Origin of the sequence: Fictibacillus enclensis (genome assembly GCF_001457035.1) — a bacterium.
GTDB classification, from domain to species: domain Bacteria; phylum Bacillota; class Bacilli; order Bacillales; family Fictibacillaceae; genus Fictibacillus_C; species Fictibacillus_C enclensis.
The window spans coordinates 306,817-331,205 of the sequence record NZ_KQ758617.1 but is presented as its reverse complement, the minus strand read 5'-3'; the positions used below and the strand labels follow the sequence as shown (position 1 = coordinate 331,205).

Annotated in this window: 28 protein-coding genes and 1 other annotated feature; of the genes, 9 read left to right on the top strand and 19 right to left on the bottom strand. The window is 44.4% G+C overall.

All coding sequences use genetic code 11. The features are described from left to right. Positions 1-43: 43 nt before the first annotated feature. The 3 genes from AS030_RS01770 to AS030_RS01760 all read right to left on the bottom strand — a co-directional run bounded on the left by AS030_RS01770 (position 44) and on the right by AS030_RS01760 (position 4,028). Positions 44-1,654 (bottom strand): APC family permease, encoded by a 1,611-nt coding sequence (locus AS030_RS01770; protein WP_061967711.1) that lies wholly within the window; start codon positions 1,652-1,654, stop codon positions 44-46. Between the two features lie 133 nt (positions 1,655-1,787). After that, entirely contained in the window at positions 1,788-3,221 is a 1,434-nt protein-coding gene (locus AS030_RS22830) for a bifunctional ADP-dependent NAD(P)H-hydrate dehydratase/NAD(P)H-hydrate epimerase (RefSeq protein WP_074440442.1), read from the bottom strand. 81 nt (positions 3,222-3,302) lie between these two features. After that, positions 3,303-4,028 (bottom strand): hypothetical protein, encoded by a 726-nt coding sequence (locus AS030_RS01760; protein ID WP_061967709.1) that lies wholly within the window; start codon positions 4,026-4,028, stop codon positions 3,303-3,305. A 208-nt stretch (positions 4,029-4,236) separates the two neighbouring features. Here AS030_RS01760 and AS030_RS01755 point away from each other — a divergent pair, with 208 nt between their 5' ends. Both AS030_RS01755 and AS030_RS24505 read left to right on the top strand, forming a co-directional pair. Continuing rightward, positions 4,237-5,331 (top strand): tetratricopeptide repeat protein, encoded by a 1,095-nt coding sequence (locus AS030_RS01755; protein WP_061967706.1) that lies wholly within the window; start codon positions 4,237-4,239, stop codon positions 5,329-5,331. Then, a complete protein-coding gene (locus tag AS030_RS24505; RefSeq protein WP_276203830.1) occupies positions 5,328-5,453 on the top strand; it encodes a hypothetical protein in 126 nt (41 codons plus the stop codon). Before AS030_RS01755 ends, AS030_RS24505 begins: the two co-directional genes overlap by 4 nt. A 41-nt stretch (positions 5,454-5,494) precedes the next feature. Here AS030_RS24505 and AS030_RS01750 read toward each other — a convergent pair whose 3' ends face one another. Further along, positions 5,495-7,012, bottom strand: coding sequence for a M36 family metallopeptidase (locus AS030_RS01750; RefSeq protein WP_061967704.1), 1,518 nt, complete (start codon positions 7,010-7,012; stop codon positions 5,495-5,497). 224 nt (positions 7,013-7,236) lie between these two features. Beyond that, positions 7,237-7,510 (top strand) — a binding site (T-box leader). 104 nt (positions 7,511-7,614) lie between these two features. On the opposite strand from AS030_RS01750, the gene metG reads away from it, so the two are divergent. Then, on the top strand, positions 7,615-9,249 hold the full coding sequence (gene metG, locus AS030_RS01745) for a methionine--tRNA ligase (RefSeq protein WP_061967698.1): 1,635 nt from the start codon (positions 7,615-7,617) through the stop codon (positions 9,247-9,249). Positions 9,250-9,507: 258 nt separating this feature from the next. On the opposite strand, the gene melA is transcribed toward metG, so the two are convergent. Next, positions 9,508-10,836: an alpha-glucosidase/alpha-galactosidase gene (melA, locus tag AS030_RS01740; protein ID WP_061967695.1), complete on the bottom strand. Its 1,329-nt coding sequence runs from the start codon at positions 10,834-10,836 to the stop codon at positions 9,508-9,510. A gap of 134 nt (positions 10,837-10,970) precedes the next feature. Here melA and AS030_RS01735 point away from each other — a divergent pair, with 134 nt between their 5' ends. Beyond that, a complete protein-coding gene (locus AS030_RS01735) occupies positions 10,971-11,867 on the top strand; it encodes an AraC family transcriptional regulator (protein WP_061967692.1) in 897 nt (298 codons plus the stop codon). A 30-nt stretch (positions 11,868-11,897) separates the two neighbouring features. Here AS030_RS01735 and AS030_RS01730 read toward each other — a convergent pair whose 3' ends face one another. Beyond that, positions 11,898-12,332: a MarR family winged helix-turn-helix transcriptional regulator gene (locus AS030_RS01730; RefSeq protein WP_061967690.1), complete on the bottom strand. Its 435-nt coding sequence runs from the start codon at positions 12,330-12,332 to the stop codon at positions 11,898-11,900. 174 nt (positions 12,333-12,506) lie between these two features. Here AS030_RS01730 and AS030_RS01725 point away from each other — a divergent pair, with 174 nt between their 5' ends. The 3 genes from AS030_RS01725 (at position 12,507) to AS030_RS01715 (ending at position 14,386) form a co-directional block, all read left to right on the top strand. After that, positions 12,507-12,932 (top strand): organic hydroperoxide resistance protein, encoded by a 426-nt coding sequence (locus AS030_RS01725; protein WP_061967687.1) that lies wholly within the window; start codon positions 12,507-12,509, stop codon positions 12,930-12,932. A gap of 119 nt (positions 12,933-13,051) precedes the next feature. Then, the gene (locus tag AS030_RS01720; RefSeq protein WP_061967685.1) at positions 13,052-13,342 is read left to right on the top strand and encodes a putative quinol monooxygenase; all 291 of its coding nucleotides are present in this window, start codon (positions 13,052-13,054) and stop codon (positions 13,340-13,342) included. A gap of 51 nt (positions 13,343-13,393) precedes the next feature. Continuing rightward, on the top strand, positions 13,394-14,386 hold the full coding sequence (locus AS030_RS01715) for an LLM class flavin-dependent oxidoreductase (RefSeq protein ID WP_061967683.1): 993 nt from the start codon (positions 13,394-13,396) through the stop codon (positions 14,384-14,386). A gap of 45 nt (positions 14,387-14,431) precedes the next feature. Here AS030_RS01715 and AS030_RS01710 read toward each other — a convergent pair whose 3' ends face one another. After that, entirely contained in the window at positions 14,432-15,031 is a 600-nt protein-coding gene (locus tag AS030_RS01710; RefSeq protein WP_061967681.1) for a nitroreductase family protein, read from the bottom strand. Positions 15,032-15,203: 172 nt separating this feature from the next. Between AS030_RS01710 and AS030_RS01705 the strand changes: the two genes are divergently transcribed. After that, positions 15,204-15,710, top strand: coding sequence for a cupin domain-containing protein (locus AS030_RS01705; RefSeq protein WP_061967679.1), 507 nt, complete (start codon positions 15,204-15,206; stop codon positions 15,708-15,710). A gap of 34 nt (positions 15,711-15,744) precedes the next feature. Here AS030_RS01705 and AS030_RS01700 read toward each other — a convergent pair whose 3' ends face one another. The 8 genes from AS030_RS01700 to AS030_RS01665 form a co-directional block, all read right to left on the bottom strand. Beyond that, positions 15,745-16,359 carry a DUF2238 domain-containing protein gene (locus AS030_RS01700; RefSeq protein WP_061967677.1) on the bottom strand — a complete coding sequence of 205 codons (615 nt, stop codon included), beginning with the start codon at positions 16,357-16,359 and terminating at the stop codon, positions 15,745-15,747. Between the two features lie 123 nt (positions 16,360-16,482). Beyond that, positions 16,483-16,902, bottom strand: a complete 420-nt coding sequence (locus AS030_RS01695; protein ID WP_061967675.1) for a hypothetical protein — start codon at positions 16,900-16,902, stop codon at positions 16,483-16,485. Between the two features lie 78 nt (positions 16,903-16,980). Beyond that, complete coding sequence (locus AS030_RS01690) at positions 16,981-17,952, bottom strand: DMT family transporter (protein WP_061967673.1); 972 nt, start codon at positions 17,950-17,952, stop codon at positions 16,981-16,983. A gap of 15 nt (positions 17,953-17,967) precedes the next feature. Then, positions 17,968-18,633, bottom strand: coding sequence for a GntR family transcriptional regulator (locus AS030_RS01685; RefSeq protein ID WP_420889629.1), 666 nt, complete (start codon positions 18,631-18,633; stop codon positions 17,968-17,970). A gap of 54 nt (positions 18,634-18,687) precedes the next feature. Next, positions 18,688-19,146: a GNAT family N-acetyltransferase gene (locus AS030_RS01680; RefSeq protein WP_061967671.1), complete on the bottom strand. Its 459-nt coding sequence runs from the start codon at positions 19,144-19,146 to the stop codon at positions 18,688-18,690. 87 nt (positions 19,147-19,233) lie between these two features. After that, complete coding sequence (locus AS030_RS01675) at positions 19,234-19,680, bottom strand: hypothetical protein (RefSeq protein WP_141687006.1); 447 nt, start codon at positions 19,678-19,680, stop codon at positions 19,234-19,236. A gap of 115 nt (positions 19,681-19,795) precedes the next feature. Further along, the gene (locus tag AS030_RS01670) at positions 19,796-20,653 is read right to left on the bottom strand and encodes a DUF1028 domain-containing protein (protein WP_061967666.1); all 858 of its coding nucleotides are present in this window, start codon (positions 20,651-20,653) and stop codon (positions 19,796-19,798) included. 401 nt (positions 20,654-21,054) lie between these two features. Continuing rightward, entirely contained in the window at positions 21,055-21,846 is a 792-nt protein-coding gene (locus AS030_RS01665) for an SDR family oxidoreductase (RefSeq protein ID WP_061967664.1), read from the bottom strand. A gap of 90 nt (positions 21,847-21,936) precedes the next feature. Here AS030_RS01665 and AS030_RS01660 point away from each other — a divergent pair, with 90 nt between their 5' ends. Beyond that, complete coding sequence (locus tag AS030_RS01660; RefSeq protein WP_082635669.1) at positions 21,937-22,422, top strand: glucoamylase family protein; 486 nt, start codon at positions 21,937-21,939, stop codon at positions 22,420-22,422. Positions 22,423-22,690: 268 nt separating this feature from the next. Here the strand turns inward: AS030_RS01660 and AS030_RS01655 are convergent, their stop codons facing one another. Genes AS030_RS01655 through AS030_RS24180 form a run of 4 tightly spaced genes read right to left on the bottom strand, consistent with a single transcriptional unit; the run spans position 22,691 to position 24,158 of the window. Continuing rightward, entirely contained in the window at positions 22,691-23,017 is a 327-nt protein-coding gene (locus tag AS030_RS01655) for a Gfo/Idh/MocA family protein (protein WP_162264535.1), read from the bottom strand. Between the two features lie 47 nt (positions 23,018-23,064). Continuing rightward, positions 23,065-23,829, bottom strand: coding sequence for a sugar phosphate isomerase/epimerase family protein (locus AS030_RS01650; protein WP_061967658.1), 765 nt, complete (start codon positions 23,827-23,829; stop codon positions 23,065-23,067). A gap of 12 nt (positions 23,830-23,841) precedes the next feature. After that, complete coding sequence (locus AS030_RS01645) at positions 23,842-24,054, bottom strand: hypothetical protein (RefSeq protein ID WP_061967655.1); 213 nt, start codon at positions 24,052-24,054, stop codon at positions 23,842-23,844. Positions 24,055-24,065: 11 nt separating this feature from the next. Beyond that, positions 24,066-24,158 carry a beta-galactosidase gene (locus AS030_RS24180; RefSeq protein ID WP_218061144.1) on the bottom strand — a complete coding sequence of 31 codons (93 nt, stop codon included), beginning with the start codon at positions 24,156-24,158 and terminating at the stop codon, positions 24,066-24,068. Between the last annotated feature and the right edge of the window lie 231 nt (positions 24,159-24,389).

Here is a 24,389-nt window from a genome sequence, read left to right as displayed (position 1 = left end):
CCTCCCCATAGTAAGAGAAGACTATTCCGTTCTTTACTTAGCTCTATACCGTAGGTCCTTTTAACTCTGGATTCTCATCCCCCGCAAGATCTTCGTCATCATTATCAATGATAGCATTCGGAAGACCTGAATGCTTCGCCCAGAAATAAATGGCTAGCGCACCGACGGCGATAATAATCAAATCCCATGGATTGCTCAATATTCCTTTGCCGCCTCCAAACGATCCGATGTAAGAGATTAGCAACATCATTACGTAGTAGACAATGAGCCACCAGGATGACTTAATTTGCTGAGCAAGGCTGACATCCTTTTTCGGAACATATTTGGAGAATAACAAATAAATAATAAACATGAGGAGCTGCGAGCCAATCAGCCATGAAATCGTCTTCCAGCCCGACCAGTAAACGATATAAGTGGCAAAGATAAACGATAAAGGTGCAATAATATTCATTCCCTTTAACGTAAAAGGCTTATGAAGATGTTTGGCGTTAATGCGGAACGCTGCCGAAGAAATCGGAGCAATCGCATAAGAAAGGATCAATGCAACGGAACATACGTTAACCAGCGCATTCCAGGATGGAAACGGAAGCGTCCAAAAAACCGCCATTCCGAAAGACAGCCACAATGATGGCCGTGGAATCCCTGTCTTTTCATTTACTCTTGAGAAGACATTAAAGAGCGTCCCCGTCCTGCTCCAGGCGTACACAAGGCGGGATGTGGTATTCATAAAAATATTTCCGTTCCCACCTGGAGAGATAATGGCGTCCAGCACGACAATGGTGGCAAGCCAGCCCAATCCAAGTGCAACTGCAATATCTTTGAAGGGAAGCGAGAACTCTTGTGCAATTTTAGGCCATCCGTTTGAAAGAATATCGGTTGGAATCGCTCCAATAAACAAAACCTGGAGAAGTGTATAGATGATGGCGGCGAGCACAATACATACGATCAGCGCGATCGGAATATTCCGCTGTGGATTTTTCACCTCTCCAGCTACTGAAACGATGGGATGAAGACCAAGATAGGCAAACATGACACCGCCCGTTGATATGGCTCCTTGAACTCCCTGAAAACCGAATGGTGCAAAACCTTCTACCGAAAAGTTCCCTGATTTAAAATGGAACGCTAGCACGGTAATAATGGTGAGCGGAACAAAATATTTAAAGATCGAAATAATAATATTGGATTTGGTAAAAGCTTTAACGCTCCAATAATTTAAAAGAAAGAATAAGCATAGCAGAGCAAACTGCAGCAGCCACCCTGCGATTGTGGGGGAATCCGATCCTGACTTTGTCAGGCCCGGGAACCAATAGGCAACATATTGTCGTACTGCTGTAACCTCAATTGATATTAAACTTGTGTAGGCTACAATGGTGATAAAAGAAATCAAATAGCCTACCAGCGGTCCATGAGAATAAACAGGATATCTCAAGATACCTCCAGTTCGCGGGAGAGCCGCGCCGAGTTCGGCATAAACAAACCCGATGAGGAGAACGATAACGCCGCCGATAATCCATGAGAAACTGCCGATCGGTCCAGCTTTTGATGCCACATTACTTACAGCAAACAGCCAGGCTGATCCAAAAATAGCTCCTAGTCCAATGAGTATAAGATCTAACAATGATATCGATTTTTTGAATGGTCCTTGGTCTGACATAATTCCTCCTTAGTGATTTCAGTTACCCTTCTTCTCCTCCTTCCGATATTTTTCGACTTAATCTGACAAAACATACATAATCAATAGTTATCCATTAGCACCCTGTTTAAAACCTCTTTTTCTCTTGCTCTGGTTATTCAAAATTCTTCATGACTTCGGGAAGCAGTTCACTTACATCACTGGCCAATAATCCGCGCTGTGCTTTTGTTTTGTCCCAGAGGTCAGCACAGCAGCCATGAAAATAAACAGCATTTGCCACGGCCGATTTGATGTCTTTTTCCGAAGAGATAAAAGCAAGCAGCATCCCCGTTAATGTATCGCCGGTGCCTCCCTTGGCAAGACCCGCATTTCCAGTTTCATTGACAAATAGATCTCCATCCGGAAAGGCAATGACGGTATTTCTTCCTTTTAATACGGTAATAACTCCTTGTTCCTGTGCATACTTTAGGGCAAAATGCAGACGGTTTTTTTGAATATCAGGTACCGGAACTCCTGTCATTTTGCTGAATTCCCCGGGATGGGGAGTCAAGATAATCTCAGCTTTCCTGCTCGGATATTGGCGTTCTCCAAGTGCTCCTGCATCAATAATCAGGGGAAGATCGGTTTGAAACAAAACCTGTAATGCCCCTTCGATGGCTTTTTGATCTGGAAGCCCTGGCCCAATGGCACATGCTTTCATTCCTTTTGGCACCTGACCGTCCACTACTTTTTTAAGCCCGTCGTGCGCGTACATGGCTTCCGGAATACGGCCTGCCAGAATACCTGCCACAAACCGGCTTGTCCCTATCATCAGTTTTCCTATCCCGCTCCTCAATGCGCCAATGCCTGCAAGAAGAGCACTTCCCGGCATTTCATCTGAACCCGCAAGCAGCAGGCCAGTCCCGAACGTTCCTTTATGAGCACCCTGCTCTCTTTTTTGAAAGGTCTGTTTCATTTGTTCTTCCGTCCATACCCGCCATTTCGATTCTTGAGGCAAGCCAATGGAAAGGACCTTTTTCTCTCCATAAAAGTCCGTGCTGCCTTCCAAAAAAGCGGAAGGCTTATAGCCATGGAGGCAGTACGTATAATGAGCCTGAAACGCTTCGTCGGCTCCTCCTTCATCTGCCGATACACCCGTTGGAAGATCAACTGCAATTTTAAGCGCATGCTGTTCGTTGGCCCAGCGGATCACCTTTTGTATTTCACCTTGTAAAGGAGGAGTCGCTCCTGCCCCTAGAAGGGCATCAACAATTACATCGTATGTCCCCTCAATCTCCGATACTTTACGTCCGCAAGAGGTATAGTGGGCAAAATGCTTCAGTGCGGTTTCACTTTTGGGTTTTCCTGCAGGAAAACCCAATTCACACAAATAGCCATTCTGCTGCAAATACCTGGCCAGCACAATTCCGTCACCGCCATTGTTTCCTTTCCCTGACATGATCAGGATCCTGTCTGTTTTGCCGATGTGCTTCTTCATTTCCTCAAACAAGGCTCTCCCGGCGGTTTCCATTAATGCGAAAACATCAAGCCCGCTTTTTTGGGCAACTTGATCGATTTGTTTAATTTCAGTTCCGGTAAATATATACATATAGAGTGCCTCCAATCATTCAATAAACAGCTGATTTTTTTGGAATTAAAAAAGCCTTTTCTTTAATAAAGGCTTTTTTGTTTATTCAGTATCCTGTTTTTCCATGGCTGTTGGATTTGAGTCTTCCTGCTGATCATTTCCATTATTTTCGCTTGCTGGCAGCGACCCGTTTTCATCACCAGGATCATTTGCTTCTTCATCTCCTGCCGGATCCGGCTGCTTCTCGACAACCGGTTTATCCATTGGTTTTGCCTTTTGCAGGGGTTCCGGTTTCTTCGGTTTCTTTTCCGCTTTTTCCGGCTTTACTTTTGACGGGTGCTTATCAGGCAGTGGAGATTCTTTTTCTTTTATATTTTTGATTTGTTTTTTTTGCTTACCTTTTTGCTTACCTTTTTGCTTACCTTTGTGTTTACCGTTATCCTTTTTTACCTTCCCAGCAAGCTGTTTTTTACCTTTTAGTTTCTCTTTACCAGTATTTTTTTGCTCCTTTTTTTCTGGCTTTGATTCTGCTGATTTAGGTTCAGCCTTTGCAACCTTTACGTTTTCAGTCAGTTTCCGGTTACCTTCAGGTCTTTTTACCGGCTGCTTCTGAAAAAGCTGATCCGTTGAAATGACTTGCTCAAACAAAATCCTTTGGTCCGTATTATGTAATTGATCGGTAGAAACAATTACACTGGACAGCGTGTGGATGGACTGAGAATCCTTTGCCGTTTCCTTTTTTTCGGAGGTTTCCGCCTTATCCTGACCTTCGTATCCAAGCCATATCCCCAACAGAAGAAGCGGTATGGCCACCAAAAACTTATACATTACTTACACCTTCCTCATAGCTACATACCACGGCAGCAACAATCATAAACACCAATGGCCAAACAAATAAATCGAAATTTTATAAAAACTTGGGAAAATGAGATCAAAAACCCCTCACTTATTATAATATTTTCCGGTTCACTTTCCCAATTTTACTTTTTCCATTATATGCTACTATTTTTATATAACCTTCTTAAGGGGAGTTATCATGATATTACAAACAGAAAAGGCGTCTGAAGTCATTGAATTGCTCAGTCGATGGAATGTAAGTATGAGGGATCGGAATCTGGCAGTTGTCGAGGAATTAAATATTGAGATACAGGAACTGCTTGATCCTGCCCAATTGGATCATCAGGAACTGCTATGGCACTCTCTGCTGGAGACGCGGTATACACTCATCCATAAAAGGTATGACGACACCGAAGTCCTTTTGAAGCAACTGGAACTGCTTGAAGGACAACTTTCCCCTGAAATGGCATTTTATTATCACTTTTTTAACGGCATGTTTGCATCCAGCATGAACCGGCACGTGGATGCTGTTTCCAGTTATCAGATCGCCGAGCGTTTTTTAGGCTGTGTGGAGGATAAAATTGAAGTAGCCGAATTCTATTATAAAGCGGCTGCCGCCTTCTACCATACCCGCAAATTTTTGCTTGCCATCAGTTATGCAAAAATGGCCAGGGAGACGTTCGAAGAAGTTTCAAAGAATGATTTAAGATGCGCTGATTGTGAAAACATCCTGGGCTTGTGCAGCCTCAGCCTCAAACAATATGAACAGGCAGAAGAGCATTTTTTAGATTCACTGGATATCGCAGAAAAATTTAAAAGCGAAGAATTGCTCAACTTTATTCGCTATAACCTGGGATTTCTTTATTCTGAACAAAATTTATCCGATATCGCCATCCGGCATCTCGGCGAACTGTACAGTAAAAAGTTTATCCCTCACAAGCTTTCCTTTCTGCTTGCACGTGAATACTTCAAGATGAATGATAAGGAAAATGGATTTTATTATCTTCATCAAGGCATGGATGTGTGCTGCAGCGTTCAAAATGAAGAGTATCTCCATCACCTGCAAATTTTAAATGCCCAGTACTCTGATCTTCCTTTCGGGGAAATTGAACAGATTGTTATTGAGCATTTGAAATACTTTGAAGAAAAACAGCTTTGGGGTTTTGTGCAGGACTATACAGAATCTCTTGCTACCCTTCTTCATCATGAAAAACAATTTGAAAAAGCCAGTACTTATTTTTACCAGGCGTTCCGCGCTAAAACCAAAATCGAAGAAATGGGGTATTTACGATGAAAAAAGCAAAAATTCTTTTGGGAACATTTTTGGTTTTGACCGCGCTTATCGGCGCAGTTGCAAGTAACGGAAGCTTAGAGGCCGAGCACGGCGTCATCCGCGACACTCCAACACATCTTTAATCAAAAAAAGAGCCGGCTGGCTCTTTTTTTTGATGCATTCATTATTTTGTAGATAATCCCCGGGCATTGAAGATCCGGTCAATCAACGTTCCATTTTTCCCGTTGTTAAGGAGCTTGTCTGCCTGTTTAATGGCACGTGCACCGTCATTGAAGGATGCATTTGGAGTCAGCGACCAATGAGACTGCAAAATGATTTTAGTGGCAGCATCCCGTCCCATTGCATTTGCCAATTCATAAAGAGGCTGAGACCAGATTTCCCCGTCGGCATGAACTTCACCTATCGCATCGTTCGGGTACACTTTGTTTTCATCGAGCCTGCGCAGGCAAGGGGGATCGCCTGCGGAATACGAGGTCGCATCCCACTCGGCTACACAAGCTCTGCCAAAGGATTTTCCGGAAAGTGCGTCTTCATAAACAGCACCGAGATAATCCCCAAAGCCTTCACCCATGGAGCCTCCTTCAATGGAATCTCCAAACCCCGGAACCTGGTTATCCTGTATGGAATGACCATATTCATGGGCAATAACCCCTGCGTCCTCCGCATCATCCACACCGCCTGATCCAAAGGTCAGATCCTTTTTGGTCGGGCTGTAAAAAGAGTTATCTCCTTTATATGTATTCACATTGGCTGTTATGGAGCGGTTATTGATGTTTGTAAAGCCGAGCAACTGAATGTAACGCTGCAGGCGGTCGATATGATAGTAGGCCATTACATCTTCAAACCGGTCATCGGAACGGGTATAACGGAAAACATTGCTTTTGTTATTTGTTTTTGCTTTGGAATAAACATTAACAAAATCACCTGTAAGTGTACCTGATCCATCAAGTCCCTGCAGCGCCACCGGTTTAAGCTGTGCGGTTAATTCCGGGGAATCGGCATCGTTATTATCTGCAAGATTGGAGGCACTTCCGCTTGACTCTACGGGGTTCGGATAAAATACTTGTCCCGATCCTATCGCTTTTTGGTTTAAGTCTTTCTTTTTCAACAATTTCCCTGTTCCTGCGTGAACGATGGTTTCCCATGCGCCAAAAGGTTTTTTTGCATGCACAATAACCTTGTATGCTGGTATGGCCTTTCTATTTTGGATCACATACCCAAACGTATTCTTTGTCGTTCCCCAATCTCCCTCTCCATTGTCTCCTATCAACTTATGAGCTTTGGACTCTGCCTGCCCTTTGGAAAGCTTGTCCTCCACCCGTTCTACTGATGTGTAGGGAATATAGTCCGAGACCACAAGAGAAATTTCTCCTGAAGGATCCACTGTTACTGCGAGCTGTCTGCCGAATACTTGGTACCCATTGACCGTTTGCTGGTATCTCACGTAGCTCCCCGCCCGTGTCTGCACAGTATTGACATAAGAAAGACCGGAAAGATCCTGAGGAAGCTTTAATGCGCCCGCTTGTTCTTTTAAATAGGCATCTGCTCTTGCTTTCGCATTGATTTCTTTTGCTTTAACCATTGAACTTTGAGCCATGGGACTTCCTTGCTGGCAGACAGGCACTCCCAATGTAATTACGAGGGCTGCTGCAGCGGACCAGATCATTTTCTTTCTCATCATCTCTTTTTTCCCCTATTCTTTTTAAATTTTCAGACAGCTTAATTGTACGCTGTGAAAATAGAACCAGGCAATAGACACAATGAGCTATTTTTACAAGTTTTGGATATTGAGCAATCAGGGGAAAGTACTTTTCAAAAATATAAAAGTACTTCTTTTACCCGAATATACAAAGGCTTTCACTGAAAGAGAATAACCTGCTATAATAAGGAAACAATTCCTTTATTGAAAAGGCGATGATGAGAAAGAGTAGAATCTCACCATTTTTACACAGAGAGCTTCGGCAGCTGAAAAGAAGCACTAATGAAGATTCGAACATGGTCTCAGAGCTCTGTCCTGAATTCAGAACCTTGTGAGTAGGGAGCAGCGAGTGGTGGCACTTGTTATCAAAACCACAGTATAAGAGTGTTCTTTTTACTCACTCCGTACTTGCTGAGATGACAGGCGCAAGCCTCTCATGAATAAAGGTGGTACCACGGGCAGACCGGCCCCGTCCTTATCTGTTTTTTTAGATATGGGCGGGGTTTTTCTGTTGTTTAGTATGAATAAAAGGAGTTTCGGGAAAGGGTAGTAGAGACCGGGCTCAACAATGAGGAGGAATACTGATGGCTATTTTTATTGGAGGAGCGTGGCCCTATGCGAATGGATCTCTTCACACCGGGCACATTGCAAGCTTGCTGCCCGGAGATATATTGGCGCGCTATTACCGGTTAAAGAGTGAAAAGGTGCTGTATGTCTCAGGCAGCGACTGCAACGGAACACCTATCACGATCAGGGCGAGACAGGAAGGCATAACGCCTGAGGAAGTGGCGGACCGCTATCACACGGAGTTTGAAAATAACTTTAACGCGCTTGGTTTCTCGTATGACTGTTATACCCGCACAGATCATCCTCATCATCACAAAATCGTTCAGGAAATCTTTCTTTCTCTCTATAAGAGAGGGTACATTTATCCAAAAGAAATCGAACAGGCGTATTGCGAAACCTACGAACAATTTCTTCCTGACCGTTATGTTGAAGGCACCTGTCCGGTTTGCGGAAGCCATGCACGGGGAGACCAATGTGACAATTGCTCGACGATTCTTGATCCTTCAGACCTCCTTGACAGAACGTGCAAGCTTTGCGGCAAGCCACCCGTCTTCAAGCGGACCGAGCATTTATACTTTGCTCTTCGCTCCTTTCAGCAGGTACTGGAAAACGATGTGGAAGAAGCGGAAAAGAAGCACACCTGGCGGACTAATGCCATTCAGCTGACCAAACGTTATTTGCGGGAAGGGCTGATCGACCGGGCCGTTTCGCGTGACCTTTCCGTAGGTGTTTCTGTTCCGATTGAAGGCTATGAAAAGAAGAAAGTCTATGTATGGATTGAAGCCGTATCGGGATATTACTCTGCCAGTAAGCTATGGGCGCAATTAACAGGGAAAGATGATTCTCCGTTCTGGCAGGAGGATACCGTAACCTATTATGTCCACGGCAAAGACAACATTCCCTTTCACACCATTATCTGGCCGGCGATCCTCCATGGAATCGGGAATCCTGCCCTTCCCCGCCATATTGTTTCCAATGAATATTTGACATTGGAAAAGAAGAAGCTGTCCACAAGCAAGAACTGGGCGGTTTGGGTTCCTGATCTATTAGAACGCTATCATCCCGATTCCATTCGTTACTTTCTGACAATCAATGCACCAGAGAATCGTGACACAGATTTTTCATGGCGTGAGTTTATTTACAGCCACAACAGCGAACTGCTTGGAGCCTACGGAAATTTCGTTAACCGAACCTTGAAGTTTATCGAAAAGTCGTTCAATGGACAGGTTCCCGAAGGAGAAATCGCCAACATTGCAAGAGACGGGCTGCCTACTCTCTATGATAGAATTGGCTCCCTCATCGAAGAGTCCTGTATTAGAGAAGGACTGGACGAGATTTTTTCCTACATCCGTTCTGCCAATAAATACTTTGATGAGCAGCAGCCCTGGAAACAAATCAAAGATAAAGATCAAAGCAGGGTCAACGGGACACTCGCCACCTGTGTCGTTATCATTGCCAATCTCACTCAGCTCCTGGAACCCTTTTTGCCTTTTTCCAGTCAAAAAGTACGTGAGACGCTCAAGCTCGACGGTGCATCCTGGGAGATGGTTACTCCGAAAGATATTGTGGTTTCCGAAGTATCCCCGCTGTTTGAACGAATTGACCTTAAGCAAATTGATGAGGAGTTCAAACGATTGGGAAAAGAGTTTTAACACACAAAAAGGAACGAAACCGTTTATATCGGTTCGTTCCTTTCGTTGTTTATACAGCTTTTTGATTCATGTGTTTAATCCATCTTCAAGATCTGATTTCGTCCAAAGGATAACCCCACCAATGAAGTAAAGAAAAGACGTCACATAAAAGAGGGCACCGATTGTTAAATCGATCAGGTGAAAAACGAGTGGAAGATTTCCACCCGTTTTACTCTGCACTGCTATGAGCTTTTAATCCCATTTTAAATTTTTTACGGATTATGAATTAATGGCTTCTGCCTCTTCCTTAGGAAAATCCGGAATCCAGTCACCGTGAGCTTGAATGAGATCGTCACATAGCGCAACGATGTCATCCAGTGAAAGCTCTGCAGCGGTATGAGGATCCAAAAATGCTGCCTGGTACAGATTATCTCGGCTTCCTGTGACTGCTGCTTCGATCGTCAGCAGCTGCGTGTTGATGTTCGTACGGTTAAGGGCGGCCAGCTGTTCAGGAAGCTCACCCATATAGCATGGTTTGATTCCGTTCCGGTCGGCGACACATGGAACTTCTACGACCGCTTTTGACGGAAGATTGGAGATTAAGTTTCCTTCATTCAGCACATTTCCGCCAAACACAAACGGCTGATTCGTTTCTATTGCTTCGATGATCCTTGATCCATATTCATGTGAACGCACATGGGTCAGCTGTTCATTATCCACGATGCTGTCGCGCATTTTTTCCCAGTCTGCGATCTGCTGCTCACATCGTCTTGGATATTCATCCAGCGGGATATTGAATTTTTCTATCAGTTCAGGGTAATTTCTTTTAATAAAGTAAGGGTGGTACTCCGCATTATGTTCTGAAGATTCCGTTACATAGTAGCCGAATTTATCCATGAGCTCAAAGCGCACCATGTCATTGTGCTTTTCTTTTTGCTTTTCTTTTGCACGGCGCTTGATTTCCGGATAGAGGTCTTCTCCGTTGCGCTTGATCTCCAAAAGCCAAGCCATGTGGTTAATCCCCGCAATGCGCTCTTCTATGCCATCTGCCGGAAGATCCAGCGATTCCAGTAAGTCTCTTGTACATACCTGCACACTGTGGCATAGCCCTACAGCCTTTATGGATGTATAGCGTAAAACAACACCTGTAAGGGAAGCCATCGGATTGGTATAGTTCAGAAGCCAGGCGTCAGGGCATACATTTTCCATGTCTTTTGCAAGATCAAGCATAACCGGGATTGTCCTCAAGGCACGGAATATCCCGCCGATCCCAATCGTGTCTGCGATCGTTTGCTCCAGGCCATATTTTTTCGGGATTTCAAAATCAATCACTGTGCTTGGTTTATAGCCTCCCACCTGAATTGCGTTAATGACATAGGAAGCACCTGATAAAGCGGGAATTCTCTCCGTATACGACTTAATTATAACGTCAGATTTCAGATTCTTTTTAAGCTGGTTCAGCATCGCCTCTGATTCGCTGAGACGTTTAGGATCAATATCAAACAGCGCAAATTCAAAACTTTGCAGCGCAGGTGACAGCATGCAGTCTCCCAATACATTTTTAGCAAAAATGGTGCTTCCCGCTCCGATAAAGCTAATCTTTTTCATTACGCTCTCCTCCAACATGCAATTTATTGTTATCGTTTTTCCAAAGATATTTGTAAGAATATTTGTTATACTCAATATTAAATCGCTTACATTCTATTATCAATGGTAAAATACTGTTTTTGGAGGGTAATAAATTGCTGAACCAGGTGTTAGAGAAGCCATATGGCAATAGCGTATTTCAATACCGCAAAAAGGATATATCCATGCCTGCCAACCTGTGGTATGCAGGATGGGAGCTCCAAACCTCTTCCGTCTATCGGTGGAATGGGAATACACGGAATGATGGTGATAACACATTTATCTTTCAATACACAACAAAGGGGGAAGGAAGGATCAGGGTGAATGAAACAACCTATTCGCTGTTACCGGGAGACGCGTTCCTTGTGGATGTTCCAAGTGACCACGAATATTGGCTGCCTGATGAGAGCAGTGAATGGGAATTCATGTTCATCACTCTGGTGGGCGAAAGCACCAAAATGTGCTGGGAGGCATTCACGGAAAAAAGGGGACCCGTCCAGAAGATCCCCTACTCTTCCCGCGTGATCCAGCTTCTTCATCAAATCAACCAGGAAGCTGCCAACAAAGAAATCAAGGATGCCTATATGGCCTCAAGCCGCGCCTATGAGTTTGTCATGGCATTGCACCGTTTTGGCCAGGGGTATACCGAGGATACCGCCCCCATGCCGGAAAGCCTGCAGCGGGCCATTACACATATCCATCAAAATATGAGCTCGCCGCTTCATCTGGAGGAATTGGCTGCTGTGGCCGGCTTGTCTAAGTTTTACTTTATCCAACTGTTTCAATCCCACCTCCAGACGACACCCATGCAGTACGTTACAAAGAAAAGAATCGAACAGGCGATGGCCTGGCTGTCGAATTCCACCATCCCGGTAAAGGAAATCTCGCGCCAAAGCGGATTTGATACTTCGAATTACTTTAGCAAGGTATTCAGACGGTATACTGGTGAATCGCCGAGCAGTTTTCGGGAACGCACCAGACACCGCAAATTTACAAATGTATTTTTGGATTAAAAAAACCTCATTCAAGATGGAATGAGGTTTTTAGTCTTCCTGTATGCTATTGAGTATTTTTCCGAGTGATTTCTTTAATTGGAAAAGCTCTTGGTCATCAAGATTCATATTTTCGAGCAAGGCACCTGGTATGCATGCCGCCTCCTCCTGCAGGGCTTCCCCCTTTTCGGTTAGAGAGACCATTACACTCCGCTCATCCTGTTTTGAACGCTGCCGAAGAATCAGCTCATGAGACTCCATACGCTTCAGCATCGGTGTCAGCGTACCCGAATCAAGGAACAATTTCTTTCCCAGTTCTTTGACCGACACTTCCCTCTGTTCCCAAAGCACCAGCAATACCAGATACTGCGGATAGGTTACATCGAGTTTCTCCAGAAGCGGACGATACTGTTTGGTTATCTCCCTTGCTGCAGCATAAACCATAAAGCAGATTTGATTTTCCAATTTTAATGGATCCTGTTCCATTTCTAACACCTCTTTTCCCTTTCCAATTCCTTACTACACTATAAATGACAAAAAAAAATGCGTCAAATTAAATTGCGAAAAATTTAATTTTTGACAATCAGTAAAACGTGTGATAGATTAGCATCAAGCAATTAAATTGTGCACAATACAAATGATAAAAAGGAGAGATCTTTTATGTTAGATGCATTATATACAGCAAAAGCAACGGCAAACGGTGGACGACAGGGTAAAGTTAAATCCAGTGACAGCACCATCGACTTTTCATTGTCCATGCCAAAATCTCTTGGCGGAAAAGAAGAAGCAGGTGCAACCAATCCAGAACAATTATTCGCAGCCGGTTATGCCGCATGCTTCGACAGTGCCCTTCAGCTTGTAGCCCGTCAGGCAAGAAAGCGGATTGAATCCAGCGTGACAGCAGAAGTCAGTATCGGAAAAGATACAGATGGGGGCTTTGGCCTTGCCGTAGCTTTACATGCCAAAGTGAACGGAACAAGCCAGGAGGAAGCAGAGCAACTGATCGAACAGGCTCACCAGGTTTGCCCATACTCTAAAGCGACTCGCGGAAATATTGCGGTTACTCTCCACGTTTCAGCAGAATAATAATTAAGGCCAGTCTCTAACCTTTTAGAGACTGGCTTTTTCATGGGCAAATCAAATGACTTTTTAATTCGTGTCCGGTATAGTAGCTTAAACAACCAAAAACGGGAGGAATAAATAAAATGAGTGCCATTGCTGTTTTAGCTACATTGAAAGCCAAATCGGGAAAAGAACAACAAACACAGGATGTATTGCTCGAAGTCATGAAGAATTCCAGAAATGAAGAAGGATGTCTTCACTATAACCTGCATCAAGAACAGGCTGACCCACAAACGTTTATGCTGTACGAACTTTGGAGCGACCAGGAGTCCATCGACCGCCATATGGATACCGCTCATTACAAAGCCTATCGGACCAACATCGAACCTCTTATACATGATCGTCAGGTTCATAAGTGGAATCAGATCGATTGAAAGCAGCCTTTTGACTGACTACAAAAGACGATACTTGGAGGCATATTCTTCATGCACTTAAGCATACTTGATCAAGTTCCCATTCCTAAAGGGCAAACCGCATCTGAGACCCTGCTTCAAAGTGCAGAGCTCGCAAAGCTTGCCGAACAATGGGGCTACAAGCGCTACTGGTTTGCTGAACATCACAGTACAAAAGGGCTGGCAAGTACAGCTCCTGAGATTATGATGGCACATATCGCGGCCCGGACAAGAACCATCCGGGTGGGTTCGGGCGGAGTGCTGCTTCCACAATACAGCCCTTTTAAAGTGGCAGAAACCTTTTTGCAGCTTGAAGCATTGTATCCCGGGCGAATTGACCTCGGCGTGGGGCGTTCACCTGGAGGAACGATGAAAACGAGGCTGGCTCTGACGGACAGCATCAAAAAAAGCATGACGCAATATCCCCGTCAGCTTCTGGACCTAACTTACTATTTATCAGGATCTCTTCCTTCTGATCATCCGTATTACGGAATAAAGGCATCCCCGTCTGTTCCTTCACCTCCCCCGGTTTGGGAGCTCGGTCTCGGAGAAAACAGCGCACTGCAGGCAGCTTCACTCGGAATTGGATATGTTTTCGGGCATTTTATCCACCCTGACCGTGGACAGGAGGCATACAAAGCGTACTATTCAAACTTCGCTCCTTCCCCACTTCTTAAACAACCGGCAGGGATCACGGCCATCTTTGTTATTTGCGGGGAGAGTGATGAACATGCGGCAGAGCTCGCATTAAGCCAGGATTTATGGCTTCTTCGTGTGGAAAAAGGGCTCGACAGCAGAATACCGAGCCTGGAGGAAGCGCATGCCTATTCCTTTTCACAAGCCGACCGGGAAAAAATCAAGATCAATAGAAAGCGAATGGTAATTGGCTCATCCCAAACGGTAAAACGCCAGCTGGAAAGCCTGGCTGAACGTTATCAAACGAATGAATTTATGGTGCTGACCAATCTACATTCCTTTGAAGAACGAAAGAAATCGTATGAGAAGCTGGCAGATATTTTTCTTTAATACTTCATTGCACAAAAAAGAGACCTTTTTAGGGTCTCTTTTTAATTATTTATAGATTTTCACGCGGTCTTCAAGCGGTTGGAATTCTTTTTCTCCTGGTACTGCAGCAGGTTTGCCAAACGGCATTTGTGCAATAAGGTTCCAGCTTTCAGGCACATTCCATTCCCGTTTAACCTCTTCATCGATAAGTGGATTGTAGTTCTGAAGTGAAGCCCCAAGGCCTTCGTTTTCAAGAGCAGTCCAGATAACCAATTGAAGCATCCCTGAAGAATGATGAGACCAGATTGGGAAGTTGTCCGCATAGGCTGCAAATGATTCCTGAAGTCCTTCAATCACTTTTTGGTCTTCGAAGAACAATACCGTACCATATCCGCTGCCAAAAGCATTCATTTTATCCTCGGTTGGAGCAAATTTGTCTGCAGGCACCATTTTGCGCAGTGTTTCTTTCGTAATGTTCCATAGCTTGTCATGATTTTCACCCAATAGCACAACAACACGTGCACTTTGAGAGTTAAATGAAGAAGGCGTATGCTTTACTGCATGCTCCATAATCTCCTGAATTCTTTCATCGGAAGCCACTGTTTCTTTACTGATTCCATAATACGTGCGTCGATCTTCAACAGATTTCAAAAAGTCCTTTGCCATGATGGTGTATTCCCTCCAACAATTTTTAATTTTAATTACTTTATATAAGTTATTATAATTATTATAGTTAATTACGTAAAGTACAAAGAAATAAATAAATTAGCCGATTAGCATGGTTAATTCTGATCAATAGCGGGAATTCTTTTTAAAACCCTAATGAGGAGGATTCACCATGAAAACATATGAAGTTAAAACGTATTTTCTTGAGGACGATGGCTTTATTCCCAACAACCCACGTCTGCCCGTTTTGTTTTATGAAGGTGTTTTATCCGAAAAACCTCAGCAGGCAGAAGAAATTTTCCTTTCCAACAACTGGCTGAACAGCTGGCAGGGAGGAGTATACGACTTTCACCACTATCACAGCAATACTCATGAAGCCCTGGGTGTGGTTTCGGGTTTTGCCACAGTTAAAATTGGTGGTAAATCAGGTGAGGAACTTCAGATTCATACCGGAGATGTACTTGTTCTCCCTGCGGGAACCGGACATATGAATGTCGATTCCAGCTCCGATTTTCAAGTGGCCGGTGCCTATCCAGAGGGGATGGACTATAACCTGATGCGGGGTGTTGACGGGGAACGTCCACGTGTTCTTGAGGAGATTGGTGCGGTTCCGCTTCCTGAAACAGACCCTTTATTCGGAACAGACGGCCCTTTGCTCCAGTATTGGCAGGTAAAATAAAAAGCGCCCGAATCATTAGCGATTCGGGCCTTTCTTATGCCATTGATTCTGGCGGCAGCGGCGCTTTTTTTAGCGTTGGTTTTCCTATTTTCGATTTCGTTTTGATGAGAGAAATGACGGCAATCACTAAACCACCTGTCGTATCCGCGATTAAATCCACCATTGTATCGCTGTTGCCTCCGCCCTGCAGTGTCATGTGAAACAGCTGATCCATGCTGAATTCATACATTTCCCACACTACCCCGCCTAACACAGCAAAAGAAAACACAAACCAAAACAGAAGCCAGGGGGAGATTTCTGTTTTTCCTTCCCTGTGGACCAGTCGTTCATAAAGAGCGATGGCCACAAATGCCAGCAGCGCCCCGCTCAGCAAATGAAGAAAGGTATCCCACCATCCCAATCCATAAAAATGAAGAATGGATCCTAAATATTGGGAGCCAAAAAGAAACACAAGATAGGAAAGTGTAATCGAAAGGTTAAACGCGAGTCTCGTGAACTTCGCCAGCACAAGCGGAATGGCGCCGCATAATACTCCTCCAATCGCGACCTGATAGCTGTGCGTTGTTCCTTTTGAGAAATAGTAAAAAAACAAAACCGCCATAAAAACGGTGTAAGCCAGACTGAGCATAAGCACCCATTTTCGTTTCATAACAACACCTCTTTGTTTCTTCCTTCTTATAAATTATTGCCACTCCCTCCAGAAATATGAATGATTCCGCGACATGGAAAGGCCCGGAACAAACTTTGTTCCGGGCCTGAACGCTATAACCTATTATTGCTTGGTTGTTTCTATACGATTTCTGATCGGTTTGATCACGTTCATATCCACATTGTATGTCTTCCCGTTGTATTTCACTCTGGCCTTGTCATCCCCATCCCTGCCAGTAATCTTTACGCTTTTGCTCTCGATGACAAAGCTTCCGTCCTTCTTTTCCACATGTTTGGCATTTCCCAGCTCTTTGTTAATCACAGGTTCAATCGTTTTTTCATAAGCTTTCGAGGCGGAATTTGCGCCTTCTTTACCAATATCTGCAATTTTTCCCGGGCTGACTCCAAATACAACAATGGCGATGAGTGCAATAATGCCAAAAACAATAGCAGCACGTACAGCAAGCTTCAGCAAGAATATAAATACAAGTATGGCGACGACAGCCAGAATAACAAGCAGAAGATGATTCTCCAACCAAGCCATGATTTTGTCATCCCTTCCTTTTTATCAGAATATTACCCCATTTATCCAGAAAGTAGGCAAGGAAAGAACTTCCTTTTATCACGATGCACTTGCCTTTCTTAGCGTCTCCTTTACAGAAGAACGGGAGAAATAGCTGTGAAGCACCATGCCAAGCATAACCAAAAACATGCCAAGCCAGCTTAAAGCAGTTGGCAGCGGCAGTGACAGCAGCCAAATCTCGCCAGCTGCCGCAAACAAAACCTCTGCCGACTGAGTCGCTTCCACCGCTGCAAGCTGCTGCATGCTTCCCCGTACCAGGTCAGTTGCATAAAAAAACAGCACCGTTGCGACGACACCTGAAGAGAGAGCCACAATTCCTGTTTGTAAGATTTGTGCTTTGGCAGGCGGCCCTACAGTTGCTATCCCTATTACAGAGAGAATGATCCATAATGGCAAGCTTGCCAGTGTCATACCGAGCACCCTCTGATATGCATCGAGCCTTCCCCTGCAGACCTCCATCATTTTCCGGTTTCCAAGCGGGTAAGCAAATGAAGCCAGAATCACAGGAAGGACACCAAGCAGAACATCGTTAAACGACAATGTTCTCGCCTGCTCCAGCTGCAATAAAACAATACCGAGCAGGATAATGAGCGACATCGAAAGGCCTTTAAATGGGATCTTCCCCCGTACCGCTTCCATCCCATTTGGTGTTTGAACCTGTTCCTTAAAAAAAGGCACTAAGAGTGATCCGGAGATGATGGTAATCTGCCAGGTCCCGGCAATGAGCCATCCCGGCTCGTAAGCCGCGGCAAAGCAAATGGGTGCGTAAAAAAGGCCAAACCCAACCATACTCCAAATTCCCCAAGCTTTTGGGTCTTCCTTCATCACCTGTACAAGAGACCGTAAATTCCCTCTAATGCCCACAATAATAAGAAGAAACGGCACCATGAACAAATACCGGAGTGAAGCACTCCAAATCCAGCTTCCTCCCGAAACTTCCATTAATGAATTGAGTATAAATGTAAAGGCAAAAAAGAACGCTGAACCTATACCAATCAATACCGGACGCATGACAACACCTCTGTTTTATTCTTGTATGAGCAGTTCTCCAAGACTGAGCCAGTTCTTTTCCGTTAACTGTGCCGTCTTCTCCCTATCTTTTTCTATGCAGGCAGAGATGATTTGCTCATGCTGCTTCACAGATTGAATTCCCTTTAATGAACCGAATTGTGCCATCTCCAGCCGCCTGATTTTTACCGTACTGGACTCGAGGGCTTTTCTAAGCTCCGGATTGCCGGCGGTCTCCAAAAACACTTCATGAAAACGTTCATCCGCTGCAATTGCAGCACTTACGTTTTGTTCTTCCATTGCTTTTTTCAGACTTTGGTTGTATTCCTTCAGTTTTTGAACATCCTCGTTATGGAAAACAGGAACGGCCAACCTGGCTGCAAGTGCATGCAAAGCTGCGACTACGGTAAAGGCATGTTTTGCCTCCTCTTTATGAAGCGGGGCTACCCGTGTCGCAGAACCTGGCATCGCTTCCACCAGGCCCTCATCTTCCAGTCGTTTGAGCGCCTCTCTTACCGGTGTCCGGCTGATTCCAAATTGTTCGGCTAAATCCTTATCATTGAGCCTTTCTTCTGGTGCCAGCTCCAGTGAGAGAATCGCTTCCTTTAAATGTTGATACACTTCATCCCGCAATGATTGTCGTTTAATTCGTTGAATGTTTTTCATAAAACCAATATATCGCATATCAATTGAATGCTCAATAAAAAATCAGCTTCCTGCGAAACTGATTTCAAAAGCTTATACCCGTTTTCGTCTGTAAACGATTTCTCCATCATACTCTTCTCCTGTCGGCACATAATCCAACTTCTCGTAAAGAGCTTTGGCATGTTTATTTTCCCTGTTTACGGTTAACCGTGTTTCCATAGAATGTGGAAATTTCCTTTCAATCCAGGAAATCATTGCATTCAACGCTTGCTTTCCATATCCCTTTCCCTGCTGCTGTTCATCAATAAGAAAACCATTAATCCAATACATGTTTTCTGTCTTTTGCACATACGCATGCATAATGAAGCCGACCATCCTGTCATTAACATAAATGGAGAAAGGCAGATATTCAACGTCATCACCGTCGGGTTTGATATACACTTTAGCCAGAGAGACTGCGACTGACGGTACCAGTTTTTCCTGCTCTTTCATCACCTTCAATCGTAATGCTTCTTCCCAATTATCACGATCGACTTTCCTGAGTTCCATCATCTAGTTTCCTCCTGCCAATCAGCTCACCAGGTTTGCACCTTCCTTTATAAAAACAAAAAAAACCGGTGTCAACCGGTTTTTTATTGATTATGCTGTTTTACTGTACTTTCCTGAAATACCAATCGCAAAAGAGATAATGGTCGTAATGAGCAGCGCCTCAGTAATCGAGCTTAAAAGCGGACTAAAGGCCATCGCGCTGTAGATTTGAATGGAAATGCCAATTGGAACACCTAAAAATAAAACAGCGGAACCGAAAAGCGCATTTTTGGTCGTTGTCAGTGAAGTGCGGTGTGCCCAATCAAGAACACGCAGAGCTGTGATCCAAAAAATGCTGACAACCGCCCAGAAAAAAAGAAGAGCTGCAATAAAGGAATGGGACGACAAACCGAAAAGCACTTGCTCGGAATACAAATCGATATTCATAAATACTTTAATGGTTTGATACGCTCCTACTCCAAACAGCAGTACAAGGTAAAACAAAGCAAACTCCATGCCTCTATGGTTCTGTAATCTCCGTTTCCATGAATGCATCATCTTTCCCCCAAAAAATGACTTATATGTTTATCGTCTTATCATACAAAAAACAATCTGAATTTTAAACCTGTTTTTTAAAAATTTTTGCAAAATAACGTTAATTGGTAAGATTGTACTACTTTTTAATCTTTTTATCTAATTTCATAGACGTCAAAACTTCCGTATCAATCTTTCCTTTCTCCTGTTCCCTGTCTTCAAAGTTTTCTGTGTGGATATAGGCGGTGAGTGCTTTATACACCTTGCTGTCGTCAGCCGATGCGCCTTTCAGATAGTTTAACCTGAGCAGCTCCCTGCTGATTTCCTGCTTCACTTCTTCACTAATCTCTATAATATTTTCCGGCTTGGAAGGAGCAAAGTATAATTGGTGCAGCTTATAGATTCGTTTCAGTTCTTTAATGGGTTCTTGGTGATCTTCCACTCGCAAATCAATATAGCGGTCATTATATCCGCCATAGCCGCCCCGGTCTTTCACAACCAGCAAAGCGGCGGACTGCTGGCCTCTGCTGTCCCCGCCCGCTTCTTGTCCTGCCTGCAAGGCTGCAAGCAACCGTTCAGCAAGTGTTCCCTCCGCCTCAGAGAAAGTCTTCCCCATGGCTTCCACTGTTGCTGAACTAACCAGGATATTGCCCTGTGCGGCAAAATAAGGACCCGTTATTCCTCCCGCCCAGTCGTAACATTCTTTCCCTGTAAAGGTAGCACCATTTCCGTTGGCATCGATCAGGCCGACCTGGCGCATTTCCCGTTGCTCGTCCTTTTCGATCAACATCTTCAGCGTTGTCTCTGCTGACTTTCCTTGCTCCATCTCGTTCAGTGCCTGCGGCCCGTATGAGGTATTGGCATAGGACTGTGTGGCAACAGCCCCTACTCCTGCCTTTGCCCAGGGAACTACCGCACCCACCCCCAAAAATTTGGACTGCACCGCAATTCCCCATTCTTTTTCAATAGGATCAAAGCCTACAATTGAATATGTCATTACAAAATCTCTCCTGTCTTTTAATATGTAAGAATGCTAGATATTATGCTTTTCTGAACAAAGCTGTCTGAGACCAAATAATCTCTCGTCTTCTTCCACTGCCTTCATTTTTCTGATTTCTATTATGGTAAAGCCATTAAAAATTTCCTTAAGTTTCTCTTCAGTATATCCCTGGCCGCTCATTAAAGAACGTGAGCGGTACACTTCCCAATCGGATAATTCAGAACCTCCTAAATGACCCCCAGGTGAAAAACAAACCTTCGCTTTGATCGTCTCCCTATTACAAAGTTTTTTTACTCCATCTAATTCTTCAAAATCATCTTAATTCCTCTTTTTTCCACATCATTCAGCAAAAAAGAAAGAGCCTCAGGGGCTCTTTCTTCCATAGAAAAAATTCTTGTCTACAGCAGGGTTTCTGCTCCGTCAATATAAACTTCTGTTCCTGAAATATGGCTGGACCGTTCGGACGCCAGAAACAGGGCGAGATCCGCTACTTGTTCAGGCTCACCAGCCTTATGTTCAAGCGGTTGATTTCCCTCCGGGTATTCGACAGGAATGCTGATTTCTTTTACATCATCTGTTGGATGGGTATTTTGCCCAATGTTCGTGGAGATAGCTCCCGGACAGATGGCATTGACCCGGATTTTATATCGGGCAAGTTCCAGCGCCGCCATTTTCATAAAAGCCACTTGTGCTGCTTTGGTAGAGCTGTATGCCGACATCCCAAATCCTGAAAAACTTCGGTTTCCATTGATGGATGCCGTAATGACAATGCTTCCACCTTCTTTTTTTAAATGAGGAACCGCATGCTTAACCGTTAAAAAGGTTCCCGTTAAATTGGTGGAAATGGTCGTGTTCCAGTCTTCCAGATTAAATTTCTCAATGGAGGAAAGAGTTCCATTGATTCCGGCATTGGCATACAGAACATCCAGCCTGCCCCATTCTTTTACCGCTTTTTCAATGCCTGCCTTCACCTGATCTTCGTTTGTAACATCCATTTCTGCAGCAATGGCTACCCCGCCGGCCTCCCTGATTTCCTTTGCGGTTTCTTCCGCACGCTCTTTTTTGACGTCCAGGACGCAGACCTTCATCCCCTCTTTCGCAAATGCAATGCATGAGGCCTTTCCAATTCCCGATCCTCCTCCTGTGACAACAGCCACTTTGCCTTCTTCCTGGTTATAAACGGTTCCCATATGTATCTCCTCCTTTGGATTTATTACATATATACCCACTTATTCTGCACTTTTTATAAAATTTAGAAACTTTCTTATGGCGATGTTCCTCTGTTCATTTACACTTGGACAGGCTCTCTGTTTACCTATCAATTTTCCCATGCCTGGTTTGATTTACAGAACAAGACGGACCGGGACGGCCTGGACTGGTGGGAGAACTCGGTTAAAGCCTCGATTGCCCACCGTCAGTACTGCATGGATGAATCGGAAACCTTCAAGACCTTTGGTCCCAACTCGTGGGGCCTGACGGCATGCGATGGCCCTTCCGGCTACAGAGGGGATTACGGAGCGCCACCTTCCGGACGGTCAGGAGCCAATGACCAGCATCATCCTGATGGGACCGTTCCTCCTGCAGGCGCTATCGGTTCCATTCCTTTTACGCCAAAAGAAAGCCTTGATGCAATGCAGCATTACTATAACCATGTTCCTGAGGTTTGGGGAGAATACGGCTTCAGAGATGCTTACAATCTGGATGTTTCTCCTCCCTGGTATGGCCGTGATGTCATCGGAATTGATAAAGGCATTCCCTGCTCATGATCGAAAATCACCGGACGGGACTGGTCTGGAAATGGTTCATGAAAAATAAATTTGCCAAAAAAGGATTGGAACTGACCGGTTTCACCGAAAAACCCCTATAAAAAAATGCCTGCCAGGCACAAGCTGGCAGGCATTTTGCTTATTCTCCTGATATTCCCGTTTTATCCGTTACTTCCACAAACCATCGCTGTCCTACAAAATACAGCACCAGAAGCGGCAGAATGACAAGCATGACCGGGTTCGGTTACGCAACTGCCCTTTCCTGGATTTATTGCAGGCCGGCTCCTAAAAACGTATCCGGCGCTGTGTGACATGAAGTCCTGACCGCCGGGCTTCCTCCATCACTTGCCAGTGGCTTTTCGGAATCCACGTGTTTTCCTTCCTGCAGGGACTTTTTACTGACCTCTTTATGCGCAGCCGGAATGGTCAAATTCACAATAAGTTCGATATCTTCTTTTTTTAGCAGCTCTGATACACTGCCAGCAAACGGAAACTGGTGCTTTACAGCCTGTTCCTGTGCACGTTCTACATTTAAATCTGCCACCCCTGCAATTTCATAGTTTGAAAATTTCTGGGGCGAGGACAGATAGATCACTGATGCTCCCTGTCCCAATGACTCCGATTTTCGTCTTCCTCATCTGTTCACACATTCTGCTTTAAAAGTTCTTGAAGGACTCTGACATTTTCCTTTGCCGCTGTCTCCAGATCGGTTTCAAAATGCTCCTGCTCGACAACGAACCAGGAAACATCCATTTCTTTGCCTTTCGCTACAATGGACGCAAGATCCAGTTCGCCAGTACCGAAAATCGTGCTTGTGCGCTCTGATCCCTTTACTGCCATGTCTTTTACATGGAGAGTAACGAGACGGTCACGAAGAGTTTCCATAAACTGAACAACGTCATAGCCTTTGTAGGCCGCCCAATACACATCCAGTTCAAAAGACAAAAGTGACGGATCGGTCTCTGATAAGAGAATCTCATAACCGGTAAGCGCTTCCTGCTTTTCAAACTCAAAATCATGGTTGTGGTAGCCGAGCTTCAAGCCTTCGGATTTTAAAAGGTCGCCAGCTTTGTTCAGTGTATCGGCCACCCGTTTATAATCATCCAGGTTCCGTCTGTTCTCTTCTGTCAAATAAGCCAGAATGATAAGCTCATTCCCAATTTCATGGCTGTATTCGATTTGCCGCTTAAGGGAATCTTCTTTTAATTGGTCCAGACCGGTATGACTTCCTGCAGGCTTTAATCCCAGTTCAGACAGCGTGTTTTTCAGCTGACCCGCTGGTGTATCATAAAATCCGGCAAACTGGGCACCTTCATATCCCCACTGCGCCACGTTTTTCAGCGTTCCGATAAAGTCTTTCTCACACAGTTCTTTGATCGTATAAAGCTGTAAGGCTTTTCTTTGCATATTGACCCCTCCTTATTGCAGCAATGCTGTCATTTCTTTTGTATTTACAATGACCTTTGTTTCGCTCGATTCCAGTGCTGCAAGAACTACATTCAGCGACTTCATGCCTTCCTCTCCGTTCGCCGGCAGTTCTTCATTGTTAACAACACTTCGGGCAAAGGCGTCGATGACGTGAGAGCTGTCCTGGCCCCCCCGTATCATTGGTCTGTATTTTATCGAGCTCATATTTAACCACTTCACCATCTGAGTCTGTAATAGTGAATTTCACCGCACATAATGGTCTGAGGAGATCCATCAATCCATATTTGTTTTTCTTTGATTTCGATCATATCTTTTCCTCCAATCCCCCCCTGTTCCAAAATTTTCTATGATAGAAACGTTTCGAAACAGTGTAAAAAAATAAGGTGTTCGGTTCATTTATTTGGAATCGCTTACATTGTTGAGGTAATCAGTCTTCTTGATGATTAAAAAATAGGAGGGCAAAAAGTGAAATCGATTTAATCTTAATATGATTCCTCTTTTCTTACAAGTACTTTTTAAAATATTCTCAAAAATCTTTC

What these genes read in the sequence shown, in the direction of transcription:
- AS030_RS01770 (WP_061967711.1), bottom strand. Translation starts at nt 1,654, where the DNA reads ATGTCAGACCAAGGACCATTCAAAAAATCGATATCATTGTTAGATCTT.
- AS030_RS22830 (WP_074440442.1), bottom strand. Translation starts at nt 3,221, where the DNA reads ATGTATATATTTACCGGAACTGAAATTAAACAAATCGATCAAGTTGCC.
- AS030_RS01760 (WP_061967709.1), bottom strand. Translation starts at nt 4,028, where the DNA reads ATGTATAAGTTTTTGGTGGCCATACCGCTTCTTCTGTTGGGGATATGG.
- AS030_RS01755 (WP_061967706.1), top strand. Translation starts at nt 4,237, where the DNA reads ATGATATTACAAACAGAAAAGGCGTCTGAAGTCATTGAATTGCTCAGT.
- AS030_RS24505 (WP_276203830.1), top strand. Translation starts at nt 5,328, where the DNA reads ATGAAAAAAGCAAAAATTCTTTTGGGAACATTTTTGGTTTTGACCGCG.
- AS030_RS01750 (WP_061967704.1), bottom strand. Translation starts at nt 7,012, where the DNA reads ATGATGAGAAAGAAAATGATCTGGTCCGCTGCAGCAGCCCTCGTAATT.
- metG (WP_061967698.1), top strand. Translation starts at nt 7,615, where the DNA reads ATGGCTATTTTTATTGGAGGAGCGTGGCCCTATGCGAATGGATCTCTT.
- melA (WP_061967695.1), bottom strand. Translation starts at nt 10,836, where the DNA reads ATGAAAAAGATTAGCTTTATCGGAGCGGGAAGCACCATTTTTGCTAAA.
- AS030_RS01730 (WP_061967690.1), bottom strand. Translation starts at nt 12,332, where the DNA reads ATGGAACAGGATCCATTAAAATTGGAAAATCAAATCTGCTTTATGGTT.
- AS030_RS01725 (WP_061967687.1), top strand. Translation starts at nt 12,507, where the DNA reads ATGTTAGATGCATTATATACAGCAAAAGCAACGGCAAACGGTGGACGA.
- AS030_RS01720 (WP_061967685.1), top strand. Translation starts at nt 13,052, where the DNA reads ATGAGTGCCATTGCTGTTTTAGCTACATTGAAAGCCAAATCGGGAAAA.
- AS030_RS01715 (WP_061967683.1), top strand. Translation starts at nt 13,394, where the DNA reads ATGCACTTAAGCATACTTGATCAAGTTCCCATTCCTAAAGGGCAAACC.
- AS030_RS01710 (WP_061967681.1), bottom strand. Translation starts at nt 15,031, where the DNA reads ATGGCAAAGGACTTTTTGAAATCTGTTGAAGATCGACGCACGTATTAT.
- AS030_RS01705 (WP_061967679.1), top strand. Translation starts at nt 15,204, where the DNA reads ATGAAAACATATGAAGTTAAAACGTATTTTCTTGAGGACGATGGCTTT.
- AS030_RS01700 (WP_061967677.1), bottom strand. Translation starts at nt 16,359, where the DNA reads ATGAAACGAAAATGGGTGCTTATGCTCAGTCTGGCTTACACCGTTTTT.
- AS030_RS01695 (WP_061967675.1), bottom strand. Translation starts at nt 16,902, where the DNA reads ATGGCTTGGTTGGAGAATCATCTTCTGCTTGTTATTCTGGCTGTCGTC.
- AS030_RS01690 (WP_061967673.1), bottom strand. Translation starts at nt 17,952, where the DNA reads ATGCGTCCGGTATTGATTGGTATAGGTTCAGCGTTCTTTTTTGCCTTT.
- AS030_RS01685 (WP_420889629.1), bottom strand. Translation starts at nt 18,633, where the DNA reads ATGCGATATATTGGTTTTATGAAAAACATTCAACGAATTAAACGACAA.
- AS030_RS01680 (WP_061967671.1), bottom strand. Translation starts at nt 19,146, where the DNA reads ATGATGGAACTCAGGAAAGTCGATCGTGATAATTGGGAAGAAGCATTA.
- AS030_RS01675 (WP_141687006.1), bottom strand. Translation starts at nt 19,680, where the DNA reads ATGATGCATTCATGGAAACGGAGATTACAGAACCATAGAGGCATGGAG.
- AS030_RS01670 (WP_061967666.1), bottom strand. Translation starts at nt 20,653, where the DNA reads ATGACATATTCAATTGTAGGCTTTGATCCTATTGAAAAAGAATGGGGA.
- AS030_RS01665 (WP_061967664.1), bottom strand. Translation starts at nt 21,846, where the DNA reads ATGGGAACCGTTTATAACCAGGAAGAAGGCAAAGTGGCTGTTGTCACA.
- AS030_RS01650 (WP_061967658.1), bottom strand. Translation starts at nt 23,829, where the DNA reads ATGCAAAGAAAAGCCTTACAGCTTTATACGATCAAAGAACTGTGTGAG.
- AS030_RS01645 (WP_061967655.1), bottom strand. Translation starts at nt 24,054, where the DNA reads ATGAGCTCGATAAAATACAGACCAATGATACGGGGGGGCCAGGACAGC.
- AS030_RS24180 (WP_218061144.1), bottom strand. Translation starts at nt 24,158, where the DNA reads ATGATCGAAATCAAAGAAAAACAAATATGGATTGATGGATCTCCTCAG.